Source organism: Chitinophaga sp. sic0106, assembly GCF_019219075.1.
Taxonomy (GTDB): domain Bacteria; phylum Bacteroidota; class Bacteroidia; order Chitinophagales; family Chitinophagaceae; genus Chitinophaga.
This window is the reverse complement of record NZ_JAHUWJ010000002.1, coordinates 140,342-156,825: the sequence shown is the minus strand read 5'-3', so window position 1 is coordinate 156,825 and position 16,484 is coordinate 140,342. Positions and strand designations below refer to the sequence as shown.

Below are 16,484 nucleotides of genomic sequence, written 5' to 3'. Positions count from 1 at the left end.
GCGTATAGTTCCCAGGGTTCGCAAAGTTACAGTTAATCACTTTAGCATCTCGGGCAACAACAGTTAAATTAATATCAAATTGGATTCCGATTTTTTACTCATTCATGTAAAACTGCGCCTACACTGCAACCTACTTTTTACGGTTCGTTGTACCAGCATTTTCCACGAAATATGTGTGGACTTTTTCGGACATTTACTGTAGAGCCGTAATGCTTGCGGCTCCTAGCTTCAATCCTGCTGTTAAACGGGATCAGAGCGAGGAGCCACAAGCATTGTGGCTCTACAAGCTGTATTTTAGCGATTGCTGATAATATCTTATCATGCAGAATTGATATTGGACAGGCCAGCTTACCTTCAATATCAACCTGTAGATCAACCAAATTGTTCGTCCTGTTATGATGTATGTAGGGAGATTCCCACTGCTGAAATATTTTTTTATTTGTACCCTCCTGTTTTTTTTCCTGCCTTCCTTTGCGCAGGAAAACAGGGTCAATTTTACCCGGCTTGGCATTGCACAAGGCCTGCCTCAAAGTACCGTCCATTGCATATTACAGGATAGCAAGGGCTTTATCTGGATCGGCACCGAAAATGGACTTTGCCGTTACAGCGACGATGAAATAAAAATCTTCCGTTACAGCAAATCCAATAAATCTGCCATCAGCAGCAACTTTGTATATGCGCTTGCGGAAGATGATAAAGGTAATATCCTCGTTGGTACTGCTAACGGACTCAATATTTACGACACCCGCAAAGAAGCGTTCCGCCTGGCAACAGGCGCACCCGGTGTTCATGATATATGTGCTATTTATAAAGATGCAAAAAATCGTATATGGGTGGGCGCTGCCAGCAGGTTTTTCAGTTACCATTCAGCAACAGAAGAACTCCGGCGCATTCCGCAGCAGCAGGATCGTTCCAATGCCGTTATCCGCGCGCTGGCCGAAGACAAGGACGGTAACCTGTGGATCGGCTACGGTATATCTCTCCTTAAATATAATCCCACCACCGGTGTAACGCAGCCTGGGCCGGCGCAAATAAAAATTAAGTCCACCATTCATTGCATTACGCTACATAACAGTGAAATATGGGTAGGCACCCAGGGGCACGGCCTTCATATGTTTGATACCGCCACATCTGCCTATATCAACTACCAGGCGGGCGATGACAACTACAACATCACCAATGAAATGGTGAAAGCCGTGAAATTTATTGGTGATGATTGCTGGGTAGGTACCCGCAGAGGAATCTATGTGCTGCGCAATCGTGAGGTAGTAGCCCATTATACCAATGATAAATATGATCCCGGATCACTCAGCTATAATTCCGTGTGCTCCATCATCCAGGACAAGGCCGGCACTATCTGGATTGGTACCTACTGGGGCGGGGTAAGCCAGGTACATCCCGGCAGCGATATGAACTACATCTCCTGGCTGATGAAAGACGGCATAGGCATGAACAGCCGCATTGCGATGGCGGTTGCGGAAGATAAACAGCGGAACCTCTGGATAGCCACGGCCGCCGGCCTTAACTACTACAATCCCGTCGAACATTCCTTTAAATACTACCGCATTCCCTCGCCAACGGACAATGCCAACACAGAAATTATTAAGTCTGTTTTAGTAAAAGACGATCAGCACATAATCGTGGGCAGCCTGGAAGGATTGTATTTATTCAATATCCCTTCGCACTCCTTCACCCGGTTACCGCTGAAATCCATCAGGGATATGGAAGGCAAACGAAACCACGCCTGCTATGCGCTGGAAAAAGGTAAAAACGGCTGGTGGATAGGTACAGAAAACGGTTTGTATTTTTTAGATAAAACGCTGAACTCCTATAGCTATCATCATAATGTGAAAGACTACAACAGCCTCACCGATGGGGAAATAAACTGTTTATATGAAGATAAACACGGCACCCTTTGGGTAGGCACCACGGAGGGGCTCTGTTACCTGCCTTATGGCAGTAACAAATTTACCAGGATCAGCAGCCGCTGGGTGAGCATGGCCGATAATCCCAATAATATACATTGTATCCGGGAAGATAGTCATGGCTACATTTGGGCGGGCACACATGATTTTGGATTAATGTATGTAGACACTATTTCCAATATGCTCAAAGGCCTGGGGATGGAAACAGGCCTCTCGGATATCATCATCAGGGGTATTGTGGAAGACGACGCCGGTAACCTCTGGCTGAGTGGCCAGGATAATATTATGAAGGTATTGCAGGAAAATCCCGGTACGGATACCAGTCGCCTCGCCGTCACAAACTACGGCGCCGCCAGCTGGGCAGGCACTACTGAATACTTAAGCCCGGCAGTAAAAACCCGCAATGGCGATATCCTGTTTGGCGGTATCAACGGCATCGTAAGGTTTAACCCTGCTACCATTTTTAATAATACAGCAAGGCCGCAGGTAATCCTCACCGGGATGCTGATCAAAAATATTCCGGTAAATGTTTCGGATAAAAATTCCCCGCTCAAACAATCCGTGACATATACGGATAATATCACACTCACACACGACCAGGCTTACTTCACGCTGCACTTTGCCGCACTGAACTATATCAACCCGGCCTCCAACCAGTTTGCTTATAAAATGGAGGGGCTTCATTCGGATAATAAGTGGCATTATGTAGGTCATCAAACATCTGCTACATTTACCAACCTGGACCCCGGCAACTATACCTTTAAGGTAAAAGCGGCCAATAACGACGGTTTATGGAGCCAAACACCTACTGAACTCCATATAAAAGTATTACCACCGCTCTGGAAAACATGGTACGCCTACCTGTTTTACGTGCTGGTGCTGGCAGGTCTCCTGTTATGGTATTATTACTATACCGCCCGCACTACCCTGCTGAAACATGAAATTTTAAAGCAGCAGGTATTCCGGGAAAAAGAGCGGGAGCTGGCCAAAAATAAAATGGACTTCTTCACCAATATTTCCCATGATATTAAAACCCCGCTGACACTGATCATGGCGCCGGTGGAAACGCTGCTACAGCAAACCACTACCGGCAAGGCCGGGCGCCAGCAGCTGCTGCTAATACAGCAAAACGGGGAAAGGCTCATGCGACTCATGGATCAGCTGCTCGACTTCCGCCGGCTGGAAGAAGGAGGGATGCCGCTGAAGGCCGCCCCTTCCAACATCGTGGTGTTCTGCAAAGAGATAGTAAGTGCCTTTGAAAGCCTGGCCGCCACGCGGCACATCACCCTCGCCTTTACGGCGCAGCAGCCCGAAATGATCGTTTGGTTTGACCCGGACAAGCTGGAGAAAATACTCTTTAACCTGCTGTCCAACGCACTGAAATTCACACAAACAGGGGGAAAAGTCGAAGTTTCGCTCCATTTCGAAGGGGATAAACTACTGTTACAGGTGGCAGACAATGGCATTGGCATTCCTGAAACACATTTCGATAAAGTGTTCGGGCAGTTTAACCACTATGATTTCAAGAACCTGCAACCCGGTGGTACCGGTATAGGGCTGGCTTTTGTAAAAGGGCTGGTGGCCCGGCATTATGGTACTATCAACCTGGAGAGCAGTGTGGCCACCGGAACGGAAAGAGGCTATACCTGTTTTAGTATACGCATTCCCGTTGGGAAGGAACACCTGAGCCCTGCTGAAATGGAAGATGCCGGCCAGGTAAGCATGCTGCGGCCGGAGCTGCCGGAGGAGCACCTTCAGCCGGTGATGCCCGCCGATGAAGGTGACCGGCCGGTAATGTTGATCGTGGAAGACAACAAAGACGTACTGAAATACTTAGCGGATATGTTCAGGGCGCACTACACCCTGCACCTGGCCGCCGATGGGTTGCAAGGGCTGGAACTGGCCACCACCCACCTGCCGGATATCATCATCAGCGACGTGATGATGCCAGGCATGAACGGCGTAGAATTGTGCCATACCCTGAAAAATGATACACGCACCAGCCATATCCCGGTTATTATGCTGTCGGCCAGAAGCACCGTAGCCCATATACAGGAAGGCTATGAAACCGGTGCTGACGACTACGTGACCAAGCCCTTCAGTGTAACGCTGCTGACTACACGGGTGCAAAACCTGCTCGACTCGCGCAGGCGCCTCCGGGAGAAATACAGCCAGGTGGCCACCCTGGCACCAGACGAAATTCCGGTGACAGGTCCGGATGATATCTTCCTGAAAACCGTAATAACCTATATAGAAGAAAACATAGCCGAGCCCACCCTGAATGTGGAAGACCTGGCAACAGCAGTGAGCATGAGCCGTATTACCCTTTACCGCAAACTGAAGGCGCTCACCAACCAAACCACGATAGAGTTTATCCGCAGCATCCGCCTGCGGCATGCTGCCCGCCTGCTGGCCACCCAACAGTATAATGTAAATGAGGTGGCGTATATGGTGGGCTTCTCTGATGTGGACTACTTCCGCAAATGGTTTAAGAAGGAATTTAACCAGCTGCCATCCGAATACAGACGTAATTAAAAGATAATCAACACTTTAAAAGGCGGGCTCCCTGTTATTGCAACAGGTGATCCGCCTTTTTTGAAACAAAATACAGGTAGTTTAGAAGGATATGACCGGTATCCGATTCTGTGAAGACGCTATTTTTACGCACAAGAAAATGAACCAGAATCACAAGTAAGTTACAGGACTCGTCAACAACCTGAATCGATCATGATGTAGAAAAAAACACCAACAAGCTATTTCCAAGTGAATAATGAAAAACTGCAGGCGGCTGTCATGGGACAGTTGAAGCCCCTGCTATTGCATTACTTTTTTAAATCAATTTACAATGCGCCTGATTCCCTTATTCCATTTTTGCATGCTAATACTTGCATGCTCATTGGTGGGCTGTAAAAAAGATCCTGAGTCGGATCTGTTCGTCAAAAAGCTCTGGAATATCCAAATGAAAGGTATCAATGTGGTACCTGCTACCCCTGGCAATGGTGCCAGTGCCAGTGCACTGCTGTACCTCCGGGATGATTATCAACTGTATTATGATATTTATTTCGACTCCCTCCCTGCCGGGATTACGCCGGATGGCATCGACATCCGTATAGGCGGTCCCGTAGAAAACAATGCCGCCGCCCTCCTTACCATCACCGGCACTTTTACCGGCAATAAGCTGAAAGGTAACATGGCAATGCCTAAAGAAGTGGCGGACAGCCTGATGAAAACTTCCGCGTATATGACTATTACGAGTAAGTCGGCCCCGGGAGGCCTCGTGCGCGGGCAGCTCGACAAAAAAGTCAGCTGGACCATGGATGTAAACCTGACGCCGGGGCAGGTGGTTCCCGCCGCAAATAACAGCGCTTCCGCAAGATTGAGTATGCGCCTGATGGAAGATAACACGCTCTTTTATGCAATCGATGTAAATGGCATTCCGTCCGGAGATGTGCTCAAAGAAGCGCATATACATACCCCGGTAGGTGCCAGTTTGCTGAAACTAACCAGTACAGCGGCCGACTACAACAAGCAACTGAGCATGTCCGTTACCGGGGAGCCACAGCGTGCCCTGAAATCAGACCCTTTGTATGTAGACGTTCATTCCACCCTGTTTCCAAATGGACTGGTGCGAGGCACTTTGCGATAAACCTTTACATCCCTAAAATCTAAATCAATGAAACACTTATATAAAGCAGTGCGTGTATGTATGGCCGTGATGACCACCGCCGGCATCGGCAGCACCGCGGCAGCGCTGCCACAGGATACCGGCGCCATCAAAAAAATTACGCCGGTAAAAGACAGTGCCTGGTTTGCCCAACCGGTGTACCTGTGGAATAAGACTATCAGCCGCGCCAACATGAGCGGTGCCGCCAGCTCCATCTATAATAACGATGTACAAAGCACACCGGTAGCCGATATTTCCAATGTACTCACCGGCCGCATGTCAGGCCTGCTCAACATACAATACGGCGGCGCCCCGGGGAAAGATGCCGCCACCATGACCTTTCGCGGCAAAACACCCCTGATCGTGATCGATGGGGTGGTGCGCGATTTCACGGCATTCAACCCCAACGACATCGAAAGCGTTACCCTGCTCAAAGATGCAGTGGCCAACGCCATGTACGGACAACGCTCCAGCAACGGGGTACTGATGATTACTACGCGTAGCCGTGGCCGTAAGGACTTTGAGGTAAGCGCCTCCGCCCAATACGGCGCGCTGGAACAGCTGTACCGCCCCAAATTCCTGCAAGCCTACGATTACGCCACGCTTTACAATGAAGCACAGCTGAATACCAACCCCGGTGCCACCCCACGCTTTACCCAAAGCATGCTCGACGCCTGGAAAAATCATACGAATGACCCATACACCCAGCCTGATGTAAACTGGCAGGATGCCGTGACTAAGTCCAACGGTACCCAGCAACGCTACAACATTAACATGGGTGGCAAGGCAAAAAGCTACCACTACTTTGCATCTCTGGAACATTTTGGTCAGTCGGGGATGTTTACCACCTCGCCACTGAACAGCTACAATACCAACAATGATTACAAACGGTATAACATCCGCACCAACGCGGCTGTAGCGTTCAACAAGGACATTGAACTGACGCTGAATGTATTCGGCTCCCTGGCCACAGGCTATGAGCCCGGTGCCGGCACCAATAATACATTGGACAATATCAGCTATACGTCACCGATTGCCTTCCCGATATATAACCAGAACGGCTCTTTTGCCGGTACTAATATTTACCGGGATAATCCAATGGCCATGGCCATTAACTCCGGTTACCTGATGAATACCCAACGCCGCATCAGCGCTGATATGGCCTTGCAGTATAAACTGGATGACTTTGTGAAAGGCATGTGGGTAAAAGCGCAGTTGTCAATGAATAACTTTTACAGTGAACTGATTGACCGCTCTAAAACCTATGCCGTATTTGAACCAGATACCAGCGCAGGCGCACTGCCTGACACCTACATCCAGTATAATACTGAAGGTTTTGTGAAAGCCGGCAGCGCCAGCGTAACCACCCAAACGCGCCAGAACTACTACAATTTCATGGTGGGCTATTCCCATAACTGGAACGACCACACGCTGGACTTATTAGGCACTTACAACCAGGATAATAATATCGCCAGCTTTTACCAGCTCAACACGGTGTATAGCAACTTCGGCGTAAACGCCAACTATAACTGGAAGAACACCTACCTGGCAGAACTGGCGCTGGTATATGGTTCGCTGAACCGGTACCAGGCTGGTAGTCGCGGCGCTTTCCTCCCGGCATTAGGCCTGGGATGGGTGATCAGCAATGAAAACTTTTTCAGCAGTCACCTGATCGACCGGCTGAAAATCCGCGCTTCCATTGGTAAAAATGCCTACGGTGATCCGGATAACTACTACCCTTACCTCTCGAACTATAAAATTGATACCACTGGTTATAACGTCGGAGAATCTGCCTCCGCTGTTTCCGGCGCTACCAAGTCACAGGTGGCTAATCCGGGTTATACCTGGGAGAAATCACTGAAGCTGGAAGTGGGCATAGAAGCGGCTTTACTGCATAACCAGCTGTCGGTAAGTGTAGACTACTACCGCAATAAATTTTATGACCTGCTGCAAACCCGTGGTAAAAACAGTGGCATTTTCGGTCAGCCGTATCCGTTAGAGAACATCGGCACCAACCGCTACAGCGGCATTGAAGCAGTAGTGAATTATAGTCCCGAAGTGCGTCGCGGATTTAAATATTATATAGAAGGAAATATTTCTGCCGCTTACAGTAAAGTGATCAATACGGGCGACCAGCTCTATCCGTATCCCTGGCTGTACCGCACCGGACAGCCGGCTAACCAGCTGTTTGCGCTCGTGGCCGATGGGTTTTATCAGACCGGCACTGACATCTCCAAAACAGCTAACTACCAGGGCTACACGCCGGCACCAGGTGATATCAAATATAAAGATCTCAACAACGACGGTGTTATTAACGAGCTGGATAAAAAAGGAATCGTTACTACCAAACCTACCATTTTCTATGGCGTTACAGGTGGCTTTAACTACAAAGGATTCGACTTCAGACTGCTCATTCAGGGTGTGGCCAATCGCCAGATCATGATGTCGCCCACTTCCATGATGCCTTTCTACACCACGGCCTACGCCAACGCGCAGGAAATGCACTTCAACCGCTGGACGCCGGCGAACAATGTAAATGCGGAATTCCCCCGCCTCACCCTCGGCAGCAATGTGAATAACAGCCAGCTGTCTACCTTCTGGCTCAAAAACGGCAGCTACCTGCGTCTGAAAAATATTGAGCTGGGATATGATTTCAAAAATATTGCTTTCCGGCAGAGCAAGCTGAGTCAGCTGCGTGTATTCGTGAACGCATATAACCTGTTTACCAGCAGCCACCTGGGCGACCTTGATCCGGAATCAGTAATGGCGCCGATCAGCAACCAGCGCATCATTAACGGAGGAATCACCATTGGCCTGTAATTCAAAACGAAATTAGTCATGAGAAAATATACCTTATTACTCCCAGTGCTTGCCTGTATCGGCTTTGCCGCCTGTCAGAAAGATGTGATAGAGAAAGAACCACTGGAGTTTATTGATGACGACCTGGTATTCGACAAGCTCGACTCCCTGGGTGTTTACGCAGAAAGATACCTGTATAATGTTTATGCAGATTTACCCAGTGGCTTCAACCGCGTATCCAGCCACATCCTCGATGCTGGTACCGATGATGCCGTACCTAACAACGCTACGGCCACCGTCCAGTACTTTTCCAATGGTCAGTGGACCCCGTATAACCTGCCCGATAACCGGTGGACCCAGAACTATAATATCATCCAGAAGGTAAACCTGTTTCTCTCTAAAATAAACCAGGTACCGCTTAAAACAGCCGGCCTTAAAGAGCAGTGGATAGCGGAAGCGCGACTCATGCGTGCCTGGGCATATTTCGAGCTCACCAAGCGCTGGGGCGGTGTACCACTGATAGGCGACCAGGTATTTGACATAAACAGTGATATTTCGTATGCCCGTAACAGTTATACCGATTGTGTAAGCTACATCGTGAAAGAAGCAGATACTGCACGTAAATATCTGCCGGCGGCCTATGCTACCGCGTACTATGGCCGCCTTACCAGCGGCGCCGCTATGGCATTGAAATCCCGTGTATTACTATATGCCGCCAGTGAGCTCAACAACCCTGACCATAACACCGAAAAATGGCAGGCCGCCGCACAGGCAGCAAAAGATGTGATGGACACCAAAGTATATTCCCTGCCCACCGCTTTCGACGACGTGTACCTGAAGCGTAAAAACAGTGAAATCATTGTGGCTTATATGACCGGCCAGGGATACACGGTGGAAATGCTCAACGGCCCTGTAGGCTCCAAACGCGGGGATGGCGGTGCTACCAACCCTACACAGGAACTGGTGGATGAATTTGAAATGGCCAATGGTAAAATGATTACCGAAGCAGGTTCCGGCTATGATGCGGCCAAACCTTATACAGGTCGCGATCCAAGATTTTATTACACAGTGTTTCATAATGGGATGTCGTGGCTGGGCCGTACCGTTGAAACATTTGATGGTGGCATTGACCGCGCACTTGGCTTTGGCAATACCGTAAGTGGTGAAACCCGTACCGGTTACTACATGCGCAAGTTCCTAACCACAGCAGGTACTGCCAGCAGTTACACCAGCGCCGACCACTGCTTTCCTATCATCCGCTATGCCGAAATCCTGCTCAACTATGCAGAGGCGCTGAACGAAGCCAGTGGCCCCGTAAAAGAAGTATATGACGCACTGCACCTGATCCGTCAGCGTGCTAAACTCAACCCATACACGCTGCCGGCAGGACTCAACAAAGAGCAGATGCGCGAGCGCATCCGCCACGAGCGCCGCATAGAAATGGCTTTTGAAGAGCAACGCTTCTGGGATATACGCCGGTGGAAGATGGCAGATAAAGTACTCAACGGATCACTGCATGGTGTGCAGATCACCAAAGCACAGGATGGCAGCCTGACTTACAAAAAAGTGGAAGTAACACCAACTAAATTCCTCGCCGATCGCATGTACCTGTATCCCATCCCTTACCAGGAAATGATTTCCAACGGTAAAATGGACCAAAATCCAAACTGGTAATCACTAAAAAAGGCTAACAATGAAAAAGTTCATATATCCCGTTTTATGCATTTGCCTGCTCCTGATGGCCATGCCAGCCATCGCACAACAGGCGGTGAGCGGCGTGGTAACGGAAGGTGCACAGCCACTCATCGGTGTATCTGTATTCGAAAAAGACGTCCCTTCCAATGGGGTAGCTACGGATGAAAAAGGCCGCTACTCCCTTACCCTGAAAGGTAAATCGCATATCCTTATATTCTCCTATGTAGGTTTTTTAAAGAGAGAATTACCTGCGGCACAGGCCAGCGGCACCGTAGTGCTCAGTCCTGACGTGAAAGGCATGGAAGATGTGGTAGTCATCGGTTATGCGACGCCCAAAAAGCCGACCGTAACCGGTGCTGTTAGCTCCATCTCCGGCGCCCAGATACGCCAGAGCCCAAGTGCCAGCTTGCAGAATGCCCTGGCAGGGCGGCTCCCCGGCCTGTTTACCCAGCAACGCGGCGGCCAGCCAGGTAAAGATGGTGCGGTGTTTTCCATCCGCGGTAACAGCTCCTACAATACCTCCGATGGTAACTCAGCCAACAATCCGCTCATCATCGTGGATGATATCGAGTTTTCCTATGAGCAGGTAGCCCAGCTGGACCCGAACGAAATTGAAAGCATCTCCATCCTTAAAGACGCTTCTACCACCGCCGTATACGGTATCAGAGGCGCTAACGGCGTAATGGTGATCAGCACCCGCCGTGGTAAAAGCGGTAAGCCAATGCTCACCGTTCGCAACGAAACCGGTGCACTCACCCCTACCCGCCCACCAAAAATGAACGACGGCTATACGACGTTGAGCCTGCTCCGTGAGTATGAAACACTGGGGCTGCGTGACCCCGCCGTGAAATATCCGCAGTTCTTCGCCAACGATAACCTGGAATACTATAAAGATAACAGCGATCCATACCTCCACCCTTACGTGAACTGGTGGGATGTGCTGATGAAGGATTACAGCCTGCAGAACAGAACCAACTTCGATATCAGCGGCGGCTCCGACCAGATCAAATACTTCATCTCCCTCGGCTACCTCACACAAGGAGGTATCTTCAACAACTTCAGTAAAGGAGAAGGCTATAACAGCAATCACTTTTATAACCGTTATAACTTCCGCTCCAACATTGATATCGATCCTACCAAGGATTTGCATATTCGTGTAGACCTCAGCGGTAGATTCGGCACCATCAACGAGCCGAATGACAAGGCTTTCAACGGAGGCGGTACTACTTTCCAGTATATGTGGAACGGTGAGTTATCCTCCTTCGGTTATCCGGTGTATAACGAGAACGGTACCTTCGGCAGCAGCCTTGGTGCCGCCAGCTCAAGTGGCACCAAAATGAACCCGGTAGCGGTGCTTAAATACTCCGGTTACAGACGCAGCTATGAAAACAACTTCAACGTAGTAGCTTCAGCAGTACAAAAACTGGATCGCGTCACCAAAGGATTAAGCGCAAACCTGCTGGTGTCGCTGGCGAGCGACTATTCATTTGAAAAGAGTCTGACCCGCGCCAACAATGAAATCCTCACCTACTACTACGACGCCGTAGCCGAAGCCTATAAGCCTACAGTGAATAACCTGTACCGCATGGGCCGCCTCAACGCGGACGGCGGCTACCGTGGCAGCGCACGCAAGCTGAACCTGCAGGGATCACTGAACTACGCCAGAAGTTTTGGCGACCATAACATCACCGCCCTGGCACTTTTTAACCAGATCACCAATACCACCAATGCCTGGAACAGCAGCAGCTCAGTAGTGGATGCCGGTATCCCTAATAACTTCCGTGGCTTCACCGGTCGCCTCGGTTATAACTACAAATTAAAATACCTGCTGGATGTAAACGCCGGTTACAACGGTTCCGACAGATTTGCAGGCGGTAAAAAATACGGCCTGTTCCCTGCCATCGGGGTGGGCTGGAACATCAGCGAAGAACCATTCTTCAAAGAGAATATCCACTTCATTGATGCATTTAAAATCCGCGGCTCCTACGGCCTCGTAGGCAGTGATAAAGTAGGTGCCTACAAATACCTGTACGAGCAGATTTATAAAGATGGTAAAGGCTACAACTTTGGAGAGAACTCCACCAACGCCAGCGGCATCATCGAGGGCGACCTCGGAAACGACCAGGTAACCTGGGAGAAAGAAAGGAAAACAGATATAGGGGTAGATATCAAATTACTCAATGGTAAAATTGGTATCGTGGCGGATTACTTCGACAACTATCGTTACGATATCCTGTCCACCCGCGGCACCGTTCCCCTGCCAATCGGTATTGGCCTGCCACCAATGAACCTGGGCCGCGTGAGCAACAAAGGATACGAAATAGAAGTGGAATACAACAACCGCTCTCACAAATTACAATACTTCATGAGAGGACAGGTGAGCTATGCCAAAAACAAAATCCTGTACATGGACGAAGCCAATGCCAAATATCCATGGATGGCGCAAACAGGTAAGTCCATCGGACAGCAGTTTGGCTATAAATACATCGGTATGTTTGAAGACATTGAAGACCTCTACAAAAGTCCGAAACTGGTAACCAGCATCCCGCAGCAAAACCTGTTCCCTGGGGCGCTGAAATTCGCTGACCTCAATGGCGACGGTATCATCGACGAGAATGACAAAATGGGCATGGGCGTAAACCTCCCAAGGTATATCACTGGCTTCAGCTTCGGCATCTCCTACAAAGGCTTCGACTTCAGCACACTGTTCCAGGGCTCCTTTGATTATGTGATCAACATCCAGCGTGGCAGCCTCGCTTACAGCCGCCCGGAAAGGCAGTCCACTCCGTTTAACCTCGGCAGGTGGACACCATGGGCTACCGATGCATCCTACCCATCCATAGGTGATGGCCAGGGTAGTCCGCAGACCTCTACCTACTGGTTCAGACGCGGTGATTATGTAAGGTGGAAAAACGTGGAAATCGGTTATGCCGTACCCGCATCCCTGCTGAAGCATAAGCTGATCAAGAGCATCCGCATCTATGGCAACGGTTACAACATAGCGCTGGTATACAACAAGCTGCCGGTAGCTATTGACCCTGAATCAGCGGTAACCTCCAGCATTGGTGAGTATCCGCAGCAGCGTATTTATAACCTGGGTATCCAGGTGGGACTGTAAACACTGGCATTACATCAAAAATTATCACATGATCCAACAACTCTTTAAATATACCGCCGCAGGATGCATGGCCCTGGCCTTGTTTGCCGCCTGCAAGAAATCAGACAGCTTTCTGGATAAAAGGCAGACAGAAAGCTTAACAGAGCAGATGGTGTTTTCGGATTCCGCCAAAACACTTAGTTTTCTGACGGATATGTATGTATACACCGGCTCTGACATTATACATGACCGTTATACATTGGTAACCTCTGTGGTAGGTAACGACTATGCCTGCTTTGAGGACATGACCTCTCACTCCGTATCCTATTACGGTGATCCGCAGGCTGCATTTATCACGGGTGCCAGCACACCTAAAAACTTTTTCTCCAATAACTATTACAAAACCTATTACCTGAAAATACGTGCTGCCAACCAGTACATCGCTAAGGTGAAGAAATCACCGCTTTCACCTGCTGCACAGGTTCGTACTGCTGCGGAAGCCCGCTTTTTGCGTGCCTTCTTTTATTCGCAGCTGGTTCGTTTATACGGCGGCGTTATGATTGTGTCAGACACGGCATATGACCTCAACACTCCCATGACGTATAAGCGGAACAGTTTTAAAGAGTGTATTGATTACATAGCTGCGGAGTGCGACAAAGCCGCGGCCGACCTGCCAGGTAGCCTGGAGCAGCCGGCGGCCGACTATGGCCGTATCACCCGTGGTATGTGTCAGGCTTTGAAAGCGAGGATGCTGGTATATGCCGCCAGCCCGCTGTTCAACGGCAGTGCCATCACCACAGATCCGCAGTTACAGCCACTGGTGAGCTACAGCGGTTCCTATGATGCCACGCTCTGGCAAAAGGCTGCCGATGCCTGCAAAGCAATCATGAACAGCAGCGAATATGCACTGTTCGAAACAGAAACGAATGCCAGCGCACGCCCCGGTTACAGCTTCTGGAAAATGTTCCTGCTCCGCAAAAACAGCGAATATATTATGCCGTACATGTTTGCACCGAATACTAAAATTGAAGGTGCCCGCTTCCCGCTTTCAAGAGGTGGCAGCGGCTGGAGCACACCAAGTCAGAACCTGGTAGATGCTTTTGGTATGGCCAACGGTAAAGCTACCAGCGCTCCCGGCTCCGGCTACGATCCTAAGTTTCCGTATAACAACAGGGACCCTCGCTTCTATTGCACCGTCATCTATAACCAGGCAAACGTATATAACAACAGTACCAAAAAAATGGACCCGGTTGATATTTACAAAACCTGGCAGGGACAGCTCACCTCTGACGGGCTGCAGGCATATTCCAGCAGAACCGGCTTCTATAGCCGCAAAATGGCGAACGACAGCACCGGCAGGTATACCAACCAAAATCGTGTATTACCAGTGATTCGTTACACTGAAATCCTGATGGGTTATGCAGAAGCGATCAATGAACTCAACGGCCCTACGCAGGAGGTGTACGACATCATCACCGCTGTGCGACGCAGAGCGGGCATTACACCTGGCGCTGATAACCTCTATGGCCTGGAGGCAGGCATGAGCAAAGAAGTTATGCGTGGCATTATCCGCAGTGAGTATGAAGTAGAATTTAGCTACGAGGGCCACTGGTACTATGATACCAGGAGGTGGAAAACAGCGGAAGTAACAGAAAACAGACCTATACAAGGGATGATGGTGACCAAACAACAAGATAACACCTGGGCCTACCAGGCGGTGACTGTCCTCAACGCAGTTTTCCTCTATCCAAAAATGTATTTCTGTCCATTTCCATTTGACGAAGTGAACAAAAGCAATGACCTGATCCAAAACCCAGGATGGTAATACCATCTCCCTACAAAAATGAAAAAGATAATAATAGCAGCCGCCCTGCTGGGAGCCATATTCCAGGCAGGTGCACAGGAAAAGAAACAAAGCGCCATACCCTTACAGTATGGCGCACAATACAGCGGCAAACGTACAGACGAGGCCATGAACAAGTGGCGCAGCAACCGGTTCGGGCAATTCATCCACTGGGGATTATACGCAATTCCAGGTGGTATCTGGAATGGCAAAACCTATAATTATGCAGCGGAGTTCCTGAAATCCAGTGCCGGCATTTCTACCGCCACCTGGGACTCATTGATGTACCAGTTCAATCCCGTGAAGTTTGACGCTAAGCAATGGGCTAAAATGGCGAAGAAAATGGGCGTGAAATACATGACCATCACCACCAAACATCACGAGGGCTTCTGCCTGTGGCCTAGTCAGTACACGGATTTTACCGTGGCTGGTACACCCTATAAAAAAGACATCCTGAAGCAACTGGTGGAAGCCTATAATGCGGAAGGCATCGATGTAAATTTTTACTATTCCGTACTCGACTGGCATCACCCTGACTGGCGGTATGATATTAAGTCGGCCGAAGACAGTGTAGCCTTTAAACGTTACCTCGATTTCGCTTACAACCAGCTGAAAGAGCTGGCCACCAACTACCCTACCGTAAAGGCTTTCTGGTTTGATGGCACCTGGGACAACTCCGTAAAAAAGAACGGCAAATGGACTTATGAAGTGGAAAAAATGCTGAAGGCGGTGAGCCCCGGAGTGGTGGTAAACAGTCGCCTCCGCGCTGATGACTACGGCAAGCGCCACAAGGATTCCAACGGTCAGCTGATGGGTGATTACGAGTCCGGTTACGAACGTCGTTTACCCGATCCCGTTATAGACACCGCCGTTACACATTGGGATTGGGAAGCCTGCATGACCATCCCTGAAAACCAATGGGGTTATCACAAAGATTGGACGGTGAGTCACGTAAAATCACCGCTGGAGCTGCTGGAAATGTTGGTGCATACCACAGCTATGGGCGGTAACTTCCTCTTAAACTTTGGCCCTACCGGCAATGGTGATTTCCGTAAACAGGAACAGGACATTGCTACGGTGATCGGCAACTGGATGGGTAAATATGGTGATGCTATCTGGAATTGTGATTATGCCGGTATGAAAAAAGAAGACTGGGGTTATTACACTAAAAAGAAAGGCAGCAACCAACTGAACATGGTGGTGTTTAACTGGCCATCCAGCGGGCTGCTCAAAGTGCGCACACCGAGAGGCATGGTGCTGGACAAAGCCGCATTTGCCGATAGTAAAGGGAATGCGCTGAAGGTAGAAGAGATTGCCGATAATCAGTACCTCATTCACGTACCAGTAAAATTATATACTTCGCCACAGGTCATAATGGTGGACTTCCATCAGGGAGCTACTAACGGAAAATACCAGAAAGCGAAGACTTAAAGAATATGCATGATCGGTTAGCCCCAAATG

The 16,484-nt window shown here is 49.4% G+C and carries 7 protein-coding genes; all 7 read left to right on the top strand.

Annotated elements, in window-relative coordinates:
- Positions 1-395: 395 nt before the first annotated feature.
- The 7 genes from KW844_RS03495 to KW844_RS03465 all read left to right on the top strand — a co-directional run bounded on the left by KW844_RS03495 (position 396) and on the right by KW844_RS03465 (position 16,454).
- The gene (locus KW844_RS03495; RefSeq protein ID WP_218375327.1) at positions 396-4,460 is read left to right on the top strand and encodes a hybrid sensor histidine kinase/response regulator transcription factor; all 4,065 of its coding nucleotides are present in this window, start codon (positions 396-398) and stop codon (positions 4,458-4,460) included.
- Positions 4,461-4,800: 340 nt separating this feature from the next.
- Positions 4,801-5,571 (top strand): CHRD domain-containing protein, encoded by a 771-nt coding sequence (locus KW844_RS03490; protein ID WP_218375326.1) that lies wholly within the window; start codon positions 4,801-4,803, stop codon positions 5,569-5,571.
- Between the two features lie 27 nt (positions 5,572-5,598).
- The gene (locus tag KW844_RS03485) at positions 5,599-8,409 is read left to right on the top strand and encodes a SusC/RagA family TonB-linked outer membrane protein (protein ID WP_218375325.1); all 2,811 of its coding nucleotides are present in this window, start codon (positions 5,599-5,601) and stop codon (positions 8,407-8,409) included.
- An 18-nt stretch (positions 8,410-8,427) separates the two neighbouring features.
- Positions 8,428-10,062, top strand: a complete 1,635-nt coding sequence (locus tag KW844_RS03480; RefSeq protein ID WP_218375324.1) for a RagB/SusD family nutrient uptake outer membrane protein — start codon at positions 8,428-8,430, stop codon at positions 10,060-10,062.
- Positions 10,063-10,081: 19 nt separating this feature from the next.
- Positions 10,082-13,201, top strand: coding sequence for a TonB-dependent receptor (locus KW844_RS03475; protein WP_218375323.1), 3,120 nt, complete (start codon positions 10,082-10,084; stop codon positions 13,199-13,201).
- 28 nt (positions 13,202-13,229) lie between these two features.
- Complete coding sequence (locus KW844_RS03470) at positions 13,230-15,005, top strand: RagB/SusD family nutrient uptake outer membrane protein (RefSeq protein WP_218375322.1); 1,776 nt, start codon at positions 13,230-13,232, stop codon at positions 15,003-15,005.
- An 18-nt stretch (positions 15,006-15,023) separates the two neighbouring features.
- A complete protein-coding gene (locus KW844_RS03465) occupies positions 15,024-16,454 on the top strand; it encodes an alpha-L-fucosidase (RefSeq protein ID WP_218375321.1) in 1,431 nt (476 codons plus the stop codon).
- The last annotated feature ends 30 nt before the right edge of the window (positions 16,455-16,484 follow it).